The sequence below is a fragment of the Williamsia sp. Y721 genome (assembly GCF_059683565.1).
In genome coordinates this window covers 128,938-147,403 of record NZ_JCASNH010000005.1, presented here as the reverse complement: position 1 = coordinate 147,403, position 18,466 = coordinate 128,938, and the positions used below count along the sequence as shown (strand labels likewise).

Sequence of the window (18,466 nt, the reverse complement as noted above, 5' to 3'; positions counted from 1 at the left end):
AGTGGTTGTCAGTGATGGGTGTACTCGATGCCCATGAAGAGAGGTTGAACCCGCATGTCTGTGCCAGGCGTCAGTGGCAAGACCGTCCTGATCACCGGTGCGGCCGGTGGTATCGGGACAGCAACCGCGCAAGCGTTTGCGCAGGCCGGTGCCAATGTGGTGCTCACGGATATCGGCCCGGCGCCGGTCGAACCGCCGTGGGATGCGGCAACTGTCTACCTCCGGGCCGACGTCACGGACCCGGATGCCGTTGCGGGCGTGTTCGACCGCGCCCAACAGCTCCATGGTCAGGTGGACGCGGTGGTGCATGCGGCAGGCGTGCTCACCACCGGGCCGGTGTCGGAATTGACTGATTCCGAATGGGATCGGGTCCTGGCCGTCAACGCGACCGGCACAATGGTCGTGACGCGGGCTGCTTCCCGCGTTCTGCGTGGTCCGGCCTCGATCACGGTGGTCTCCTCCAATGCCGGGGCCGCGCCGCGTGCGGGTATGGCGGCCTATGCGGCATCGAAGGCCGCGGCAACCGCATTCGTCCGATCTCTCGGGCTGGAGTTGGCGCCGCTCGGCATCCGCTGCAATGTCATCTCGCCGGGCTCGACCGACACCGCGATGCTCCGGGGGATGTGGGATACGCCCGATGGGTCGGCGGCCACGATCGCGGGCTCGCCGGAGACTTTCCGGCTGGGGATTCCGCTCGGCCGCCTCGCGGATCCGAGCGAGATCGCCGGGTGCGCAGTATTTCTCGCCTCCGCCGCTGCCCGGCACATCACCCTGCATGACCTGCGGGTCGACGGAGGGGCCACCCTGGATCAGTGATCCACGAGGTGTCTGACTGGTGCATTCAAGTTAAGTGTGCCTACACTAACTTTTGGCCAGTGTTTCGTGACCACGTGTAGAAAGTGGAGGACCGTCTGTGGCAATTCCGGCGATTGATCCGTATGAACTGCCGAGTGCATCGGTGATTCCGGAGAACAAGGCACCCTGGGTGCTGGCGCCGGAGCGCGCGGCTCTGCTCATTCACGACATGCAGAACTACTTCATCGACGCCTATCAGGTCGATGCCGAACCGATGACCACGGTCATGCCCAACATCGCGGCGATCAGGCAATGGTGTGCACGACTGCAGATCCCGGTGATCTTCACCATGCAGCCGGGGGACCAGCACCCATCCCGTCGGGGCCTGCTTGCCGATCTGTGGGGTCCTGGACTGACCGTCGGCCGCGACACCGAGGTGGTGTCCGAGCTGACGCCGCTGAGCACCGATATCCAGGTGACGAAGTGGCGCTACTCCGCGTTCCAGCGCACGGACCTGCGTGAGCTGCTCTCGCATCACGGTCGAGACCAGCTGCTGGTCACCGGCGTCTACGCGCACATGGGCTGCATGCTGTCGGCCGCCGAGGCCTTCATGACCGACATCCAGCCGTTTTTCATCGCCGACGCCACCGCCGACTTCAGTCGCGATGAGCACGAGATGGCGTTGTCCTATGCGGCCAAACGCTGCGCCGTGGTCACCACCACAGACGACGTGATCAGCGTCCTGCGCCATGCCGCCGCTGCCTGAGTCCGGCGGGAGTGCCTCCCTGCCACTGGAGTTGGACGGAGTGGTTCCGTATCCGCCGCAGGTGGCACAGGATTACCGCGACCGCGGGTTCTGGACGGGCGAAACCCACTGGGAGATGCTGGAGAACTCGGCGGCCCGCAACTCCGGCGTCGTCGCCGTGCGCGACGAGCGCCGAACCGTGACCTACGGCGAACTGCGTGACAACGCACTCTCGCACGCCGACACCCTGTCCGCGATGGGGATCGGGCGCGGGGACCGGGTGGTTGTCCATTTCCCCAACGTCGTCGAGTTCGTCGAGATCACCTTCGCGTTGTTCGCACTCGGCGCGGTGCCGATCTTTGCACTGCCCGCACACCGCAGAAGTGAGATCCGGTATTTCATCGAATTCGGCGAGGCCGCAGCGTATGTGACTGTCGACAAGGCGGCCGGATTCGACTACGGGCGTCTTGCCGGTGAATTGGACAGCGAGTTCGACGACCTGCAGACGGTGGTGCTGTCCCTCGGCGCGGAGAATCCCGCAGTCGATCGTCGCAATCCATACCGATGCGCTGCGCTGCCCTCGGATCTGGCCTTTCTGCAATTGTCCGGCGGGACCACCGGGCGTCCGAAGCTGATCCCACGCACACACGACGATTACCTCTATTCGGTGCGCGAGAGCAACCGCATCTGTGGCGTCACCTCGGACACGGTGCTCCTGGTGGTGCTGCCGGTGTCGCATAACTTCACGATGAGTTCGCCGGGGATACTCGGTGCGTTCCACGCCGGGGCCACGGTGATCCTGGCCCCGAACCCCAGTCCGGACACCGCATTCGAACTGATCGAGCGGCACCGCGTCACCATGGTCTCCGTCGTTCCGCCGGTGGCACTCGCCTGGATGAACTCGTCGCTGAGGGAAACCCGTGACCTGTCGAGTCTGCAGACGATCCAGGTCGGTGGGGCCAAGTTCAGCCAGAGCGCGGCCGAGCGTGTCGAGACCGACCTGGGTGCAACTCTGCAACAGGTGTTCGGAATGGCCGAGGGTTTGGTCAACTACACGCGCCTCGACGACGACGTCACCACGGTGACCACGACTCAGGGCCGTCCGATCTCGCAGGCCGACGAGGTCCGGGTTGTCGACGATAATGACCGTGACCTGCCGCGGGGGCAGGCCGGGCACCTGCTGACCCGTGGGCCGTACACGATCCGCGGCTATTTTCGGGCACCCGAACACAACGCGAAATCCTTTACCGCCGACGGTTTCTACCGCACCGGAGACATCGTCACGCAAGACGAGCGTGGCTATCTCACGGTCGTGGGCCGGGCGAAGGATCAGATCAATCGCGGGGGCGAGAAGATCGCACCCGAGGAGGTCGAGAACCATCTCCTGGCACACGAGTGGGTCCACGACGTCTCGGTCGTCGGCATCCCCGACGACCATCTCGGCGAGCGCAGCAAAGCGTATGTGGTGTTGCGCGCCGAATATGCCTCCACACCACCGAGTTCGCTCGCGATCAGGAAGTTTCTGCGAGAGCGTGACCTGGCGGCCTACAAGATCCCCGACGTAGTCGAGTTCGTGACGGAGTTCCCGCGCACCTCGGTGGGCAAGATCTCGAAGAACGATCAACGAACACCACGGCCGGAGCCCGCGCGATGAAACGCCGGGCACCGAGAAGTGCACTGACAGAAATGGACAAGGGTGAGTGAAGTGAGCGGTTCCACCGTGCTGTCGAGGCAGCGGATCGTCTCGGATATCGCCGAACTACTCGATGTGGCACCGGAAGAGCTGACCGAAGACACGAATCTACTTGATGCCGGGCTGGATTCGATCCGCTTGATGTCGCTGGTCGAGAAGTGGCGCACGGCAGGATCTCCCGGCGCCGATTTCGTGAATCTGGCCTCCGAGCCGGTGGTCGGTGTGTGGCTCGACGCGGTGGCCGTCGAAGAAGAACCCGGGTCAACCCAGACCTGTTGAGCTCGTTCGACCAAATCAATGTGGGTGAGCCGGCGTGGTTGCAGATCAGTCGATCACAGGCGGTGAACCCGAGGAAGGAATGACAATGGCCATCGGCGATGGTTCTCCCGCGGACGTGGTGGGTGTGGGCTTCGGTCCGTCGAACCTCGCGTTGGCGATCGCGATCGAGGAGCACAACCAATCGGTTGGGGCAGATCGCCGGGTCGTTGCGCAGTTTGTGGAGAAACAACCACGTTTCGGCTGGCATCGGGGAATGTTGTTGCCCGGAACGACGATGCAGATCTCATTCCTCAAAGACCTCGTCACGCAGCGTAATGCCTGCAGTGAGTACTCGTTTCTCAACTACCTGACGCAGCAGGGGCGGTTGTCCCACTTCATCAATCATCAGAGTTTCTTCCCGACCCGGGTCGAGTTCAGTGACTATCTGACCTGGGCGGCCGCGAAGGTCGACGCCGATGTGGCCTACGGCGCGCAGGCCAGTGGCGTGGAATGGGACGGTGAGTTCTTCGAGGTCAAGGTCGCCGATCGACCTTCGATTCGGGGACGCAATCTCGTTGTCGCAGCGGGTCTGACGGCGAGTCTGCCCGACGGCATCCAGCCGAGCCCAAGGGTGTTCCACAATCATCGGCTTCTCGATCACCTGGCGGTGTTGCCCGAACAGAAACACCACCGATTTGTCGTGGTCGGAGCGGGGCAGAGCGCCGCGGAGGTCACCGCCTACCTCCATGACACATATCCGGGGTCCGAGGTCCATGCGGTCTTCGGGAAGTACGGGTACACCCCGGCCGACGACAGTCCCTACGCCAACCGGATCTTCGATCCCGAAGCGGTGGTGGACTTCCATCAGGCCTCGGCCGACCTCCGCCAGCAGTTGCTCGACTACCACCGCGGCACCAACTATTCGGCGGTCGATCTCCCGTTGATCGAGGAACTGTACCGGCGGGAGTACCAGGAACGGGTCAGCGGCAGACGTCGTCTGTTCGTCCGAGGTGCCTCCGAGGTCAGCAAGATCCTCGACTCCGAGTCCGGGGTGTCGGTGCGGATCTGTCATCGTCCGAGTCAGGCGATCGAGGAGATCGATTGCGACGCAATCATCTTCTCGACCGGCTTCCGTCCGACAGGACTCGTCGACCTGCTTGGCCCGCTGGGCGAGGAATGTGAGTCCGACGAACACGGACGTCCGGTTGTGGCGCGGGACTACCGGGTGGTGACCAGCGATCGGGTCGGCGGTGCCATCTATCTGCAGGGCAATACCGAGCACACGCATGGACTGACGTCGTCGTTGTTGTCGAACCTCGCGGTGCGGTCCGGTGAACTCGTCACGTCGCTCGCCGGGGCCGGCGTCCCGAGCATGATCTAGTTCGTCGGCCGGTCCACTCGGACCGGTCGAGGAATGCACATCGGATGGCCACGACTAAGGTGAGCGTAACCAATTGTGACGTAGGTAATCCATGTGCGGAGAGGGTCGTGAGGTCGGCGGCGAAATGAAGGCAGAACACAACATCGGCCGGTTATCCCGGTGAGTCTCCGTTCGGGCGCCATACCTCGGTCTGACCTGCGCAAAAGCAGTGAAGCCGCCAGTGGGACGGACGTGGCGAAGAAGCGGCCGGACGGACTGGCCGCGACCAACACACGTCGAATGCTGGGCGCCCTTGTCGCCCTTGCCGTGCTGGCGGTGGTGTGTCTGCTCAGCGTTGCGATCGGATCCAGGGACATCCCGCTGGGAACCGTCTGGCAAGCGCTGTTCTCGCCTGAGAACTCCAGCGATCACATCGTGATCCGTGAACTTCGCATCCCGCGAACGGTCCTCGGCCTCGTTGTCGGGATGGCGCTGGGGGTTTCGGGCGCACTCATCCAGGCAACCACCCGAAACCCGCTGGCCGACACCGGCATCCTGGGTATCAACGCGGGTGCGGCGTTTTCGGTCGCGCTGGCGGTCAGCGTTTTCGGTCTGAGCGGCCTCATGTCGAACGTGTGGTTTGCCTTCATCGGCGTGATCGTCGTGATGGTGGTCGTCTACATCGTGGGATCCTCTGGGCGCGGGGGCGCCACACCGATTCGGTTGACGCTTGCCGGCGTCGCGGTCGGAGCGGTATTCCAGGGCGTCACCACCGGAATGATCCTGCTCGATCCTGCTGCCTTCGACCAGATGCGCAACTGGATCGCCGGATCGATCTCCGGGCGCGGCCTCGATGTCACCTATTCGATTCTCCCGTTTGTCGTGATCGGGCTGATCATGGCGGTGAGCGTGGCCCGATCGCTCAATGCGGTGGCACTCGGCGACGATCTCGCCCGTTCCCTGGGCGCCAACATCGTGCGGACGAGGATCATCGGTTTTGCGGCGGTGACCCTGCTGTGTGGTGCTGCGACCGCAGCGGCCGGACCGATCGGATTCGTCGGGCTGATGGTGCCTCACGTCGCACGCTGGATCGTGGGACCCGATCAACGCTGGATACTCGCGTACACCCTGATCGGCGGCCCGATTCTGATCTTGCTGTCCGACGTCGTCGGGCGTCTGGTGATCCGTCCGGGGGAGATGCCGGTGGGTATCGTCACCGCATTCGTCGGTGCCCCCGTGCTGATCTTCCTGGTGCGTCGCACGAAGGTGAGTGGGCTGTGAGCATCGATGTCCGCAAAACATCGACTGCGACGGTGACGGCCTCGAAGATCGACTTCGGCCGCCGCCTCGTGGTTGTGCGGCTACCCGGCACCGGCCTGTCCGGAAGGTTCGACGTACGCGCCATCTCGGTGGTTGCCGTCCTGACCGTGCTGGCACTCGTGGCGGCTGTGATCGCGCTCGGTACCGGCGACTATCCGGTCGCGCCTGGCCGTGTCGTCAACGCGATCTTCTCCGACGGCACCCGGCTCGAAGAGCTGGTGGTGATGAAGTGGCGGATGCCCCGGGTCTTGCTGGCCCTGGTTCTCGGTGCGGCGCTTGGCATCAGCGGCGCGATCTTCCAGTCGATCACCCACAACCCGCTGGGTAGCCCGGACATCATCGGGTTCAACACCGGCGCGTACAGCGGTGCGCTGGTGGTCCTGCTCGTGGTCGGTGGCACGGGTTACTACGGCACCGCGGCCGGCGCACTGGTGGGCGGCGTGGTCACCGCGCTGCTCGTGTACGTCCTTGCCTTCAAACGCGGGGTCCAGGGATTTCGGCTGATCATCGTCGGAATCGCGATCAGCGCGATCCTGCAATCGGTGAACACCTGGCTGATCCTCAAGGCGGATCTGGAGGCGGCGATGTCGGCCGCGACGTGGGGTGCCGGGTCGCTCAACGGACTCGGCTGGAATCAGGCCGTACCGGTGTTCGTCATCCTCGGGGTCCTGATCGTGCCGACCATCTGGGCCGCGTATCGGATGCCGGTCCTCGGCATGGGCGACGACGCCGCCAAAGCGCTGGGGATCCGCACCGAGCGGACAAGACTCGGTCTGATCGTGCTGGGGGTCTCGCTGACCGCGGTGGCCACCGCCGCCGCGGGCCCGATCGCATTTGTGTCCCTGGCCGCACCGCAACTGGCCCGGCGACTCACCCGCAGTGCCGGGGTGGCGCTGGTGCCGGCAGCCGCGATGGGCGCGCTGCTGCTCATCGTGAGCGACCTGATCGCCCAGCGAGCCTTCGCACCGAACCAACTTCCGGTGGGAGTTGTCACCGTGTCGGTGGGCGGGCTGTACCTGGTGTGGTTGCTCGCCAGGGAAGCCCGACGACAATGACCCGCTCGACGAGGAGTGAGATGGACAAGGTTGACATGGTGCCGACCGGTGGCGAGGCGGCGGTCGCGACGTCGAGCAGGCTACAGGCCCGCGACATCACCATCGGCTACGACAAACGGGTCATCAGCGAATCGCTGAGCGTCCAGATTCCGGACGGCGCGTTCACCGTGATCGTCGGGCCGAATGCCTGTGGCAAATCGACGTTGCTGCGGGCCCTGTCCCGACTGCTGACGCCGACAAGCGGCTCGGTGTTGTTGGACGGCAAGGCGATCAATTCGTATCCGGCCAAGGAAGTGGCCCGCAAGCTCGGACTGCTGCCGCAAGCATCCATCGCCCCTGACGGCATCCGGGTCGCCGACCTGGTGGCCCGCGGCCGGTATCCACACCAGAAATTGATCCGGCAGTGGTCGAACGCCGACGAAACCGCCGTTGTCGATGCGATGGAGGCGACCGGCGTCACCGAACTGTCCGGGCGCCTGGTCGACGAACTCTCCGGCGGTCAGCGACAGCGGGTCTGGGTGGCGATGGTGCTCGCCCAGCAGACACCGCTGATGTTGTTGGACGAACCGACGACGTTCCTCGACATCGCCTACCAGATCGACCTTCTCGAGTTGTGCAGCGATCTCAACCGCAACCAGGGACACACCTTGGTCGCAGTCTTGCACGACCTGAACCATGCCTGCCGGTACGCCGACCACATCATCGTGATGAAGGACGGCCGGATCGTCGCCGAAGGGCGGCCCACCGAGATCGTCACCGCTGAACTCGTCCATGACGTGTTCGGGCTGCCCTGCCGGATCATCGATGACCCCGAGTCACATACGCCGCTGATCATTCCGCTCGTCAGGCGCTGACTGCCGTTGTATCCGACCCGGCCACGAGCCGACGCTACGGGGAGGCGGGGGTGATGTCGGCGGTGAGTGCGATCTCGACGGGCGCGCCGCCGGGCAAGGCGTAGACGCCGATGGCACTGCGGGCGGGTAGTCCGGCCGGGCCGAACCGCTCGACCAAGACTTCCGTGGCGCCGTCGGCGACCCGGGACAGGTCGGTGAAATCCGGTGCGCAAGCAATGTAGACGACCATCTCGACGCATCGGAAACACTCGGTCTCGTCGACCATCGACGACACCGCGGTCAGGGCGTTGGCCACTGCGACCGCGGCGGCGTCGCGGGCCGCGGTCAACCCGACCTCCGCGCCCACCCGCCCGGTGATCAGCAAGATGCCGTCGCGGCGCGGGGTCATGCCTGCGGTCCGGATCGTGTTGCCGGAGCGGGTCGCCGCCACGTACAGCCCCTGGGGGCGGGGAGCTTCAGCCGACACCGAGCGCCACCCCCTCTTGTCGCGGATCGCTGCCGCCACTGAGGATCCCGCGCGGATCGAGCGAGATGATCTGGGCACTTCCGTCGGCACCCATCGGCGGCAACACCTTCACCCGATGTCCGGCACGGGAGAGTTGTTCTCGGACAACGACATCGATGGACCCTTCGACACGAAGCTCCGGCGGTGCGCCGATGACATCGGCGTCGGAACCGGGATAGACGGTGAACCGTGGCGCCTCGACAGATTCTTGCGGATCGAGTCCGTGGTCGAGAAGATGGGACAGCAGCTGCATGTTCCACTGCACCTGCCCGTCGCCGCCGGGGGTGTTGCCGACATGCATGAGTTCACCGGATGCGCCGATGACCACCCAGGCGTTGAGGGTGTGCAGTGGTTTACGCCGAGGTGCCACCTCGTTCGGGTGCCCGTCGATCAGGTAGGCGCCGCGGCCCAATCGATTGTTGAGCACGATGCCGGTACCGGGAACGGTCATCTTCGCACCGAAGGTGAAGGCGAGCGAGTGGATGAAGCTCACCGCTCGTCCATCGGAGTCCACCGTCACGAATGACGTGGTGTCACCGTCGCCGACCGTGAACTGCTGCGAGGGGGTCGTCAACATGCGGGCCCGACCGGCGGAGATGTTGTCCGGATGCAGGATTCGCGTCACGGCATCATTGTCGGACGCGCTCCAGCGGAACCGGTCCTCGAACGCTATCCGCGCCGCATTCGCGAACTGATCGATCGCGGCCGCACTCAGCAGGGGTGAGGAAGTGACATCGGAAAGCAATGCTGCCTGTTGCAGGACCATCCACCCGGGTGTGGGAAGTGGTGTCTGGTGGATCGTCGCCCCGGCATAGTCGCCGGAGATGGCGGCCTCCGGGTGCACGTCCCATCCCTGCGCCCACTCGTCGCCGGAAAACGGTGCGCCACCGTCCTGCAGGGTGCGGACGCAGCGCTGTGCCAGATCGCCCCGATAGAACGCGCGCGGATCGGCGGCGAGCTCCCGGATGGTCTTGGCGAGATCGGGTTGCGGTAACCGTGTGCCCACGAGTGGTACCTGCCCGGCGTCGGTGAACCGGCTGCTCAGGTCCCGGTCGCGCTGGATCGCGCCCAGTGCGGTGTGGACGTCGTTGCGGGTCTTGGCCGAACAGGGGAGTCCGCCGGTGGCCAGGACTGCCGCAGGTTCCCACAGTTCGGCGAGACTGCGGGTGGCGCCGTGTCGGTGCAGGGCGGCCAGCGCCGCGGGTGCGCCCGGCACGGAGACGGCGAGCGCTCCGTCGAGGGGGATGGCGCTCAGCCCCCGTTCGCGATAGAACTCCGGGGTACCCCCGTCCGGCCCGAAACCGCTTCCGCCGACCGTCCACACCCGGCCGTCGGGTTCGGCGACCACGGCGAATGCGTCACCGCCGATGCCACATTGGCCGGGGAGCGTCAACCACGTCACCGCGGCCATCGCGAGCGCGGCATCGATGGCATTGCCACCGTCGGAGAGGACCGAGGCACCGGCCTGGCTGGCCAAGGGATGGCTCGACGACACCATGGCACCGGCGGCCAGAGTCGGCGGCCGGAGCGACCTGGTGGTCATGACTTGCGGAGCTTGCGCCTGCGGGGCCCCTCCGGGGGCTCGGTGGGATCGATGCCGACGAAGATCTCCCCGTCACGTTCCTGGACGGGATAGGTCTTGATCGGCTCGGTGGCCGGTGGACAGAGGGGTTCGCCGGTCTCGAGGTCGAATGCGCTTCCGTGGCAGGAGCAACCGATGCCGTCCTGGACGAGCTTTCCCGACGACAACAGGCAGTCGAGATGCGAACAGTAGTTGGACGTGGCGTAGGCCTTCCCGTCCAGTCGTGACACGGCTACCTCGTACTCGTCGGCGTAGAACCGACGCACGATGCCTTCTGGTACCTGTCCCGAGCGGGCAACTCTCTTGAACTCCAAGGTTTCCTCCAGTACGTTCCGACCGCAACGGGTCAGAGTGTGGGCATGAGATAGATGGTCTTTTCCGACTGGTAGAACTGCATCAGCGTCGGTCCGGCCTGTTCTTTGAACGTCTGGGTGCTCGAGTCCTTGTACCCGCCGAAGGGTGCGTTCATCGCCATACCGGTTGTCGGCTGGTTGATCTTGACCAAGCCGGTGCGCGAACGGTTGGCAAAACTGTTGGCGTGTGCCAGGTTCTGCGTGACGATCGATGCGGTAAGACCGAACTCCGTTGCGTTGGCAAGCGTGAGCGCCTCCTCGAACGACGTCACCCGCTGGAATGCCAACAGGGGACCGAACACCTCTTCGGTCACGATGCGCATGTCCGGGGCGGCGTCCGTGAAAACTGCCGGGCGGACAAAGAAGCCGTCGCGCAGTTGTTCGTCGGCGCAACGGGTTCCGCCGGATACGAGGTGCGCTCCCTCGTCCGTTCCGATTTGGACGTAGTGCAGGAACTTGTCTAGCTGGGCCTCGCTGGCGAGGGGTCCCATGGCGACTCCGGGTGCGGTGCCGACGCCGACGACGAGGTCCTCGGCCAATTCGACCACCCGCTCCAGGAGAGCGTCGTGGATCGTGGTGTCGGCGATCACCCGACTGGTGCCGGTGCAGGCCTGGCCCGACAGGCCGAAGGCGCCTTTGACGATGAGGGCGGCGGCCTTGTCCAAGTCCGCATCGGCCAGGACCACAACCGGGTTCTTGCCGCCCATCTCGAGTTGCACCCGCCGGGCCGGCCCGACCTCGCGGTGGATCGCCCGCCCCACGTCCGTGGATCCGGTGAAGGTCACCGCATCGACCCGTTCGTCGGCGACGACTGCGGCGCCGGCCTTTCCGTCGCCCTGGATGAGGGCGATCGCCTGCGGTGGCAGGCCCGCGTCGAGCAAAGCCTCGACCAGACGTTGCCCCATCAGCGGTGTCAATTCAGATGGCTTGAACAAGACCGCGTTTCCGGCGGCAAGGGCGGGCCCGATCTTGCGGGACGGGATGTTGAGCGGAAAGTTCCACGGGGTGATGGCGCCGATGACCCCGAACGGTTCCCGAACCGTGTAGACGAGGCCTTCACCCGGTGACGGATAAGTGGCGCCGGTCGCGCGTGTTGCCTCGCCCGCGTAGAAACGCAGGTTCATCGGGGTCCGGCTCACCTCCATCCGGGCCTCGGCGGCAGTTTTGCCCTCTTCCCGGATCAGTTCCGAGACCAATGAGTCGGCGCGCTGCTCCAAGAGCGTGGCGGCGGCCTCGAGGATCGTTGCCCGCCGTTCGGGAGGACTCTGCGACCACTCGGCGAAGCCGGCGACCAGGCCGTCGACGGCCGCGTGTACGTCGTCGGAGTCGGAGTCGGGGAACGAACCGATCACATCGGCCGGATCCGCCGGATTGCATCTGGAGAACCGTTTGCCGGATGCAGACGGAATCCATTGTCCTGCTACGAAGTTCATTCCTTCGATACTCATGTCAGTTCACCATCTGTTCGTCGATTTCCCACAGATCCGCGTCCTCGTCGGCGAGGATCCGACGATCGACGGGTTGTCCTATCAGTTCCCGTGCGGCCATGATGTCCTCGCCGCGATCGATCGCGAACGCTGCACACAGGACACCCTCGCGCAGGTAGAAAGCGGCGAACTCGCCGGAATTCTGGTCTCCCCGGATGACCAGGTCGGTGGCGCCCCGGGTGCTGCCGGTCAATTGGATGTTCATCCCGTACTGATCGGACCAGAACCAGTGCGGATCGTCGGAGGCGGTCTCGCGGCCCAGGATCGCGTTGGCGACGACACCGGCCTGGCGGTTGGCGTTGTCGAAATGCTCGACCCGGCTCGGGCCGGCGTCGGACATGCGGCACGCGACGTCCCCCGCGGCGTAGATGTTGGGGATACCGGTGCGGCCGGATTCGTCCACGACGATTCCGCCTGCGGTCGATAGCCCGCTGGCGGCCGCCACCTCGACATTGGGTTCGATTCCGACCCCGACCACGACAGCGTCCGCTTCGATGATGTGCCCATCGGACAGGGTGATCCGGACTCCGGCATCCGAGGTCGTCACCTCGCGCACCAGCGCGTCGGTTCGGATCTCGACGCCGCGTTCGCGGTGCAGACCGGTGCAGAACTCGGCCATCTCAGTTCCCAGGACAGCGCCCAGCGGAAGTGGTCCACGCTCGAGAACCGTGACCGAGACACCAAGACCGACTGCGGTCGAGGCGATCTCGAGTCCGATGAAACCGCCGCCGATGATCGCGAGCCGAGCGCCCGGAACGAGACGCTGCGCCAGCGACATCGAGTCGTCGAGCGTTCGTAGATAGTGGACGAGATCCGGCCGGCTGCCGGTGGTCTCGATGGTGCGGGGACGTCCGCCGGTTGCGAACACCACGGCATCGACATCGAGGAGTTCTCCGGTATCGAGTTCGATGCTGCGATCCGAAGGACTCACCCGCCGTACGGTTGTCCCGGTCCGCAGCTCGATCATGTTCTCCGAGAGCCATTTCGGAGTCAGCAGTGCAAGTGATTCCGCTGACTCACGGCCCGAGAGGAATTCCTTGGACAGCGGTGGACGCTGATAGGGCGCATGTGCTTCGGCGCCGAGCAGGACGATGCGCCCGTCGAACCCGCGACGACGCAAGGTCCGGGCGACGACGGCGGCGACTTGACCTGCGCCCACGGTCGCAACGGTGGTCGTCATGATGGATCATCCTCACGGGAGTCGTTGGGGCCGCGGCGGATGCGCGGCGTCGGATCGAGATAGAGGGTGTCGTCGTAGATCGCGACATCGTAGGTGGGCTGGCAGAGTTCCTGGTCTTCCTCGTAGCCGGTTTCCAGGTCGAAACGCCATTGATGTCCGGGACAGATCACCCTCCCGTGGAGCAGCGTGCCCTTGATCAGCGAGCGGTCCTGGTGGACGCAGAGGTCGGCAAAGGCGTAGATCTTCTCGCCCGTACTGAAGAGGGCGATTCCGACACCGTCGACCTCGATGCGTAGCTTTCGGCGTCGCGTGACGTCCTTGGTGGTAGCCACCGCCACCCAGTGCTGGGGCGGCGCAGTGGACTGGGATGCGTCGTCGAGCATGGGGGGTTTTCCGTTTCTCCCGAAGTGGTCGTGTCCGTGGTGGTGGTCCGGCCCGAGCGACGATCCGCGGGCCGGACCACAATTCGGCCGAGAATCAGGCCGACGTGAGCGCCAGGTCTGGTGCGACGTAGGTGTCGTACAGGCCCTTGGTGTAGGAGAAGCGCATCTCCGCGCCCCACCGCACCAGCTGCAGGCAGCGCTGCTGCAACTGCGGGGTGTCCGCGCAGTCGAGAACGATCTGGTATCCGCGTTCGCCGTGAACCACGTCTGAGGTGATGTGCAGATCGAAGAACTCGATCTCGTCCTCGGTGAAGCCGTAGACCTCACGCAGCGGGACGATCTGCTTCTTGTAGATGCTGGGCACCTGCGACTCCAGTCCGACCACCAGCGCGGCGGTCGCCACCACAAAATTCTCGCGAGACGACACCGCGTAGCACCACGACTGCAGGCCACGGGTGATGGCACTCATGTTGCTGGGATCCTCGATGCGTTCCTTGGTGGTGCCGCAGGCTTCACCGAACTTGATGAGGAGGTCCGTGTGCCGAATGTCGGCGAGTTCTTCCTCATACATGTTCTGCAGGGTGAAATCTTTGGCATCGGTGTAGTGGTCGGGGGTGTTGGCGTAGATGTTCGCCAGGTAGTCGGAGAACGGCCCGACGTAGTGGTAGTGGTTCTCGGCCCACCGGGCGAAGTGGTGCTTTTCGAGTTTGCCCTCCGCCCAGGCCTTGCTGAAGGAAGCGTTCTTGGCCTCACGGCCCTTGATCGCATCTTCCAGTGCGGTGCGGAACTCATCGCGTCCGAGCAATTCGGTCATGGTATTTCCTCTCGAGGATGTTCGATTCGTGCGCAGGGCGCAATCGCGGGCAGCTCCGTTGCGGCCTTTGATGAGCGAAAACCGGTGATTTACACCTGGATTCGGTGCTATCGACGCTATCGGCGTCCGGTCGGCCAGGCCACGTTCACAGTGGCCGGATCTACTGGGCGATGACGGTCTATGTGCACAATCAGCTGGTCGCGACAGATGTGAGGGACGCGAACTCGGCCAGCATCGCGGCGCCGACGGCCTTGTCCTGTTCGCCGTTGCCGCCGCTGATCCCGACTGCGCCGACGATCTGGCCGTCGTAGATCAGTGGAAAGCCGCCGACGAAAATGGCGAACTTCCCGGGCAGCATGTGGCTGATACCGAAGGCCTCGTTACCGGGGAGCGCGGGGCCGTTCGGCGGTTCGTTGAACAGATGCGTCGCCCGTTCGTGTCCTGCCGCGGTGAATGCCTTGGCGATCGCAATGTCGACCCCGGTCAGCCGAGCTCCGGGAAGTCGGTGCAGGGCAATGACATTTGCGCTCTCATCGCAGACGCACAGCGTCTGTTTGACGCCGATCTCGTCGGCCTTTGCGCGGCCGGCCATGAGAAGTGGCAGCGCGTCGTCGAGTGTGATCCGGTGAATTTGATGCATTGGGTCGCTCTCTTCGAGGGGTTCCACCGACCGTCGCGGTGGGTAGGTGCGGGTGTCCGATCGTGGCGGTCGCCAGCGGGACACCTCATTTTTAGCAGCGCCCGAGGTCGGACGGCGTGGTGAAAGTGGCCTAGGATCAACAAAATATATGGGCATTGTGCACATCGTTTGAGTGCGAGTGACCCCGATAATGGGTGGATGCAGTGTGTCCGGCAACCGCCGGCATCACATCTCCTGTGGAAGAAGGCAGACCGTCATGGAACCCAGCCCTCGACTCACCGGCCGTGGCCTCCTGGATGAAACACTCATGGCAGGCGCAACGGTGGTCTCCGGGTCGGGCAGCTTGGATCGCCCGCTGACATGGGCACTTCCGTTCAGTGAAGTCATGGGACGCTATGACAACCTTGACGCGGTTGCGGTGTACGCGCGCCCGGAAGCGATCGCAGGCAATCCGCAGGCATTGACCGCGCTCGCCGCGCGCGGTGCTGCGGCATTGATCATCGACGGCTCGCTTCCCCCGGCGATCGCCGCCATGGACCTGCCCGAGAACATGGCTGTGGTCGAACTGTCCTTCCCGATCGGCTTCGCCGATCTGAATCGTCTTCTGGCAGAACGGTCACTGAATCAAGAAGTGCATGTCATGCGGTACTCGTCGCACGTGCACAACACGCTCGCCGGGCTACTGCATCGAGGTGCCGGGATGGCGATCCTGATCCGAGAGGTCTCGACGCTCGCCCAGTGTCCGGCGCTCGCGCTCGATGCTCGCGGCACCGTCGTCGCCCAACACGGCATGGTCGGGGAAGAAACCGCGTCAGTGTACGAACGACTGCGAAACAATCTGGTGGACAGGCAGAGTCGTACTTCTGGCCGTTCCACACACGGCACCACCACTTGCGTGGTCGAACTCGACGATGAGGAGCCCCGATATACCTGTACCGCGAGCTCCATCATGCTCGGCAAATGGTTCGAGGGCTGGGTTGTCGTACTGGCCGGTGGACCGTCGTCTCCTGGCCTGCACGATCTCGCTCAGCATGCGGTGGTCACAGAACAGGCGACAGCGATCGTCGGATCAGAGATGTTGCGACAACGCAGCGTCGACGAAGCCGAGGAACGTGCACGGGGAGACTTCGTACAGGCGCTTGTACACGGCAGTTTCACGAGCGAACACGACCTACAGACACGTGCGGACTACCACGACGTCGACCTCACATCGACATTCGGTGTCTTCGTGGTGCCGGTGCCCGCGCCCAAGGTGAACTCGTCCGATTCAGACCGGAGTGGGAGTCTGGTGAAGATCGCGCGTCACGTCGCGGGAGTGCTCCCGGATCCGGCAGTCCGCTCGTACGTCACGGTGATCGGCGATGTGCTGGTGGTGGTTCGGACACTGAAGTCCCGCGACGACCGGGAGATCGAAGTCGAGATGGCCGAATACGCGGAAGCGATGGCTTTCGATGCCCAACGTCGCGGCGGACGCACCACCCGGGTGGCACACGGCGCTTCGGCTCTGGGTGTCGATCAGATCCGGGAGAGCTATCGGCAGGCACGGGTCGCGCTGGGTATCGGTCAGCGATTGCAGATGACCGGGTCGATCGCGTATCGCGACCTGCGTGGCTTCGGGGCCCTCGAACTCGTCTCCGGCACCGATCGTGGCCGACAACTCGTCCGAGATGTGTTGGGGCCGTTGCGCCCGGGCTCGGACCTCTACGACACCCTGGTCGCTTATCTCCGCGTCGGCGGCAACGTGAACGCTGCCGCGCGTGACCTCAATGTCCACCGGAACACGATGCTGTCCAAACTGGACAGGATCACCCGGGCCCTGCGTATCGATGTCCGGGTGCCGGAGAACCAGTTCACGGTCTGGCTGGCCATCCGGCTGGAGTTGCTCGAACAAATCCACCATGCGGTCGACGGCGAGATCAATTACCGCTGAGCTTCTTTCGACGGCTCGACTCCGACGTCTTCCGGGTCGCGCCCGAGGAAGGTGGCGCCGAGACCGATCGCTGCCACGATCGCACACACCCCGAACAGTGCCGGATACGACCAGCTGTCGATCGCGATGGCGACCCACGCGGCGCCGAGTGCCGATCCGCCGAACCGGATGAGGTTGAACAGGCCCAGTCCGGTGCCCTGCGCGCCTGCGGGGGATCGCGTGGAGCCGGCGGCCGCAGGCGTCTGGACCATCGCGATCCCGATACCGGTGGTGATCAGCGCCCCGACCATGGTCCAGCGGTTACCGTCAGATCCCCAGACCACCAACACCATCGCGATCTGGGCGAGAATCAACACGCACAATCCGGCCCTCATCATCGGTCGGGCGCCGAGTGCGTCAGACGTGCGCCCGACCACTGGTCCGAGCAGGGCCATCGCCGTCGGCAGGGCGAACAGGATCAGGCCTGCGGTGGCCGTGGACTCACCGTGTTCGTTGAGATACAGCGGCACGGCCAGCAGAGCTGAACCCAGACAGAACATTTGGGCGCACGCTGCGACGGCGCTACGGACGAAGCGGGATTCGGCGGCCAACCGGACATCGACGAAGGGCGCCGCGGCCCGGCGCGCGTGCCAGATGAACCAACCGAGAAGGGCACCCGCCACACCGATCAAGCCGAGTACGACGGCCACGTGTACACGTGGCTGGGGCACCAGGGTCAGACCCAGAACCAGGACTCCGGCCCCCAGCGTCAACGCGATGGCACCGGTCACATCCAGGCGCATGACACGTCCCGGATAGGCGGGTATCCAACGCATCGTGCCGGCAAACCCGATGAGCGCCACCGGGATCAGCGGGACGAAAACCCAACGCCAGCCCCATGTCCCGGCGATCAGTCCGCCCATCGACGGGCCGACGGCCTGCCCGATGCCGTTCACGCTCGCCCAGGCGCCGACTGCCCTGGCCCGGCGCTGTGGGCCGAACAACCAGGCGATCAAGCCCATCACGGCGGGCGCGAACGCGGCGGCTGCGACACCACCGAGTGACCGCCACGCGATCAGAGCGGCCAGGCTCGGCGCGGTGGCAGCACCGGCGGAACAGACGGCAGTGGCCAGCAGTGCACCGCAGTACACACGGCGCCTGCCGAAACGGTCCCCGACATACCCGGCGAGCGGCATGGTCGCGGCAAAGGTGAGCAAGAAGCCGACGGCGACGAGGACCCCGTCTTCGAGAGGGGCGTTGAAGTCGGAAAGTATCTCGGCGAGTGGAACATTGACGATGTTGTTGCTGACCGTACCGACCAGCGTCCCGGCAAGCAGTGCCGAGAGGGCCAACGGGGTACCGGCGTCGTCTGCGTTTGCCGTCTCGGCCGGGTCGGCAGTGGTGGTCATCGGTTCCTCGTCCCCGTCTCCCGGGCCGGGTGGCCGGCGCCGCACCCTACCTTCTCACCGCGGGGGGTGGTGAGCACTACCGCGAATACTGCATCGTGCACATCATTTTCGTACATTCCTGTGC

General features: G+C 64.8%; 18 protein-coding genes. 9 read left to right on the top strand and 9 right to left on the bottom strand.

Annotation, left to right across the window (positions count from 1 at the left end; all coding sequences use genetic code 11):
* The first annotated feature begins 54 nt into the window (after nucleotides 1-54).
* The 8 genes from AC56PL_RS24260 to AC56PL_RS24225 all read left to right on the top strand — a co-directional run bounded on the left by AC56PL_RS24260 (nucleotide 55) and on the right by AC56PL_RS24225 (nucleotide 8,080).
* The gene (locus AC56PL_RS24260) at nucleotides 55-816 is read left to right on the top strand and encodes an SDR family oxidoreductase (protein ID WP_497155399.1); all 762 of its coding nucleotides are present in this window, start codon (nucleotides 55-57) and stop codon (nucleotides 814-816) included.
* Nucleotides 817-913: 97 nt separating this feature from the next.
* On the top strand, nucleotides 914-1,561 hold the full coding sequence (locus AC56PL_RS24255; protein WP_497155398.1) for an isochorismatase family protein: 648 nt from the start codon (nucleotides 914-916) through the stop codon (nucleotides 1,559-1,561).
* On the top strand, nucleotides 1,545-3,194 hold the full coding sequence (locus AC56PL_RS24250) for a (2,3-dihydroxybenzoyl)adenylate synthase (RefSeq protein WP_497155397.1): 1,650 nt from the start codon (nucleotides 1,545-1,547) through the stop codon (nucleotides 3,192-3,194). Before AC56PL_RS24255 ends, AC56PL_RS24250 begins: the two co-directional genes overlap by 17 nt.
* A gap of 51 nt (nucleotides 3,195-3,245) precedes the next feature.
* Nucleotides 3,246-3,512, top strand: coding sequence for a phosphopantetheine-binding protein (locus tag AC56PL_RS24245; protein ID WP_495517537.1), 267 nt, complete (start codon nucleotides 3,246-3,248; stop codon nucleotides 3,510-3,512).
* Nucleotides 3,513-3,597: 85 nt separating this feature from the next.
* Nucleotides 3,598-4,872: a lysine N(6)-hydroxylase/L-ornithine N(5)-oxygenase family protein gene (locus AC56PL_RS24240; protein ID WP_497155396.1), complete on the top strand. Its 1,275-nt coding sequence runs from the start codon at nucleotides 3,598-3,600 to the stop codon at nucleotides 4,870-4,872.
* Nucleotides 4,873-5,151: 279 nt separating this feature from the next.
* The gene (locus tag AC56PL_RS24235; protein ID WP_497155640.1) at nucleotides 5,152-6,132 is read left to right on the top strand and encodes a FecCD family ABC transporter permease; all 981 of its coding nucleotides are present in this window, start codon (nucleotides 5,152-5,154) and stop codon (nucleotides 6,130-6,132) included.
* The gene (locus AC56PL_RS24230; RefSeq protein WP_497155395.1) at nucleotides 6,129-7,226 is read left to right on the top strand and encodes a FecCD family ABC transporter permease; all 1,098 of its coding nucleotides are present in this window, start codon (nucleotides 6,129-6,131) and stop codon (nucleotides 7,224-7,226) included. Before AC56PL_RS24235 ends, AC56PL_RS24230 begins: the two co-directional genes overlap by 4 nt.
* 20 nt (nucleotides 7,227-7,246) lie before the next feature.
* Nucleotides 7,247-8,080: an ATP-binding cassette domain-containing protein gene (locus AC56PL_RS24225; protein ID WP_495517540.1), complete on the top strand. Its 834-nt coding sequence runs from the start codon at nucleotides 7,247-7,249 to the stop codon at nucleotides 8,078-8,080.
* A 34-nt stretch (nucleotides 8,081-8,114) separates the two neighbouring features.
* On the opposite strand, the gene AC56PL_RS24220 is transcribed toward AC56PL_RS24225, so the two are convergent.
* From AC56PL_RS24220 to AC56PL_RS24185, 8 genes are all read right to left on the bottom strand, one after another.
* Nucleotides 8,115-8,546 (bottom strand): RidA family protein, encoded by a 432-nt coding sequence (locus AC56PL_RS24220; RefSeq protein ID WP_497155394.1) that lies wholly within the window; start codon nucleotides 8,544-8,546, stop codon nucleotides 8,115-8,117.
* On the bottom strand, nucleotides 8,536-10,128 hold the full coding sequence (locus AC56PL_RS24215) for a gamma-glutamyltransferase family protein (protein ID WP_497155393.1): 1,593 nt from the start codon (nucleotides 10,126-10,128) through the stop codon (nucleotides 8,536-8,538). Before AC56PL_RS24215 ends, AC56PL_RS24220 begins: the two co-directional genes overlap by 11 nt.
* Complete coding sequence (locus AC56PL_RS24210; protein WP_495517543.1) at nucleotides 10,125-10,481, bottom strand: Rieske 2Fe-2S domain-containing protein; 357 nt, start codon at nucleotides 10,479-10,481, stop codon at nucleotides 10,125-10,127. The genes AC56PL_RS24215 and AC56PL_RS24210 overlap by 4 nt, the downstream gene beginning before the upstream one ends.
* A 32-nt stretch (nucleotides 10,482-10,513) precedes the next feature.
* Nucleotides 10,514-11,968, bottom strand: coding sequence for an aldehyde dehydrogenase family protein (locus AC56PL_RS24205; protein ID WP_497155392.1), 1,455 nt, complete (start codon nucleotides 11,966-11,968; stop codon nucleotides 10,514-10,516).
* 1 nt (nucleotide 11,969) lies between these two features.
* Entirely contained in the window at nucleotides 11,970-13,190 is a 1,221-nt protein-coding gene (locus tag AC56PL_RS24200; protein WP_497155639.1) for an NAD(P)/FAD-dependent oxidoreductase, read from the bottom strand.
* Complete coding sequence (locus AC56PL_RS24195; RefSeq protein WP_497155391.1) at nucleotides 13,184-13,570, bottom strand: Rieske (2Fe-2S) protein; 387 nt, start codon at nucleotides 13,568-13,570, stop codon at nucleotides 13,184-13,186. The genes AC56PL_RS24200 and AC56PL_RS24195 overlap by 7 nt, the downstream gene beginning before the upstream one ends.
* A 94-nt stretch (nucleotides 13,571-13,664) precedes the next feature.
* Entirely contained in the window at nucleotides 13,665-14,384 is a 720-nt protein-coding gene (locus AC56PL_RS24190; RefSeq protein WP_495517546.1) for an iron-containing redox enzyme family protein, read from the bottom strand.
* A 190-nt stretch (nucleotides 14,385-14,574) separates the two neighbouring features.
* Complete coding sequence (locus tag AC56PL_RS24185) at nucleotides 14,575-15,024, bottom strand: heme-binding protein (RefSeq protein WP_495517547.1); 450 nt, start codon at nucleotides 15,022-15,024, stop codon at nucleotides 14,575-14,577.
* A gap of 256 nt (nucleotides 15,025-15,280) precedes the next feature.
* On the opposite strand from AC56PL_RS24185, the gene AC56PL_RS24180 reads away from it, so the two are divergent.
* Entirely contained in the window at nucleotides 15,281-16,954 is a 1,674-nt protein-coding gene (locus tag AC56PL_RS24180; protein ID WP_495517548.1) for a helix-turn-helix domain-containing protein, read from the top strand.
* Here the strand turns inward: AC56PL_RS24180 and AC56PL_RS24175 are convergent.
* Entirely contained in the window at nucleotides 16,945-18,342 is a 1,398-nt protein-coding gene (locus tag AC56PL_RS24175) for an MFS transporter (protein WP_495517549.1), read from the bottom strand. The genes AC56PL_RS24180 and AC56PL_RS24175 overlap by 10 nt on opposite strands.
* Nucleotides 18,343-18,466: the final 124 nt, after the last annotated feature.

Bases quoted from the DNA above. Each gene is read 5' to 3' on its own strand.
- AC56PL_RS24250 (WP_497155397.1), top strand. From the start codon at position 1,545: ATGCCGCCGCTGCCTGAGTCCGGCGGGAGTGCCTCCCTGCCACTGGAG.
- AC56PL_RS24215 (WP_497155393.1), bottom strand. From the start codon at position 10,128: ATGACCACCAGGTCGCTCCGGCCGCCGACTCTGGCCGCCGGTGCCATG.
- AC56PL_RS24225 (WP_495517540.1), top strand. From the start codon at position 7,247: ATGGACAAGGTTGACATGGTGCCGACCGGTGGCGAGGCGGCGGTCGCG.
- AC56PL_RS24190 (WP_495517546.1), bottom strand. From the start codon at position 14,384: ATGACCGAATTGCTCGGACGCGATGAGTTCCGCACCGCACTGGAAGAT.
- AC56PL_RS24260 (WP_497155399.1), top strand. From the start codon at position 55: ATGTCTGTGCCAGGCGTCAGTGGCAAGACCGTCCTGATCACCGGTGCG.
- AC56PL_RS24185 (WP_495517547.1), bottom strand. From the start codon at position 15,024: ATGCATCAAATTCACCGGATCACACTCGACGACGCGCTGCCACTTCTC.
- AC56PL_RS24235 (WP_497155640.1), top strand. From the start codon at position 5,152: ATGCTGGGCGCCCTTGTCGCCCTTGCCGTGCTGGCGGTGGTGTGTCTG.
- AC56PL_RS24180 (WP_495517548.1), top strand. From the start codon at position 15,281: ATGGAACCCAGCCCTCGACTCACCGGCCGTGGCCTCCTGGATGAAACA.
- AC56PL_RS24240 (WP_497155396.1), top strand. From the start codon at position 3,598: ATGGCCATCGGCGATGGTTCTCCCGCGGACGTGGTGGGTGTGGGCTTC.
- AC56PL_RS24195 (WP_497155391.1), bottom strand. From the start codon at position 13,570: ATGCTCGACGACGCATCCCAGTCCACTGCGCCGCCCCAGCACTGGGTG.
- AC56PL_RS24205 (WP_497155392.1), bottom strand. From the start codon at position 11,968: ATGAGTATCGAAGGAATGAACTTCGTAGCAGGACAATGGATTCCGTCT.
- AC56PL_RS24175 (WP_495517549.1), bottom strand. From the start codon at position 18,342: ATGACCACCACTGCCGACCCGGCCGAGACGGCAAACGCAGACGACGCC.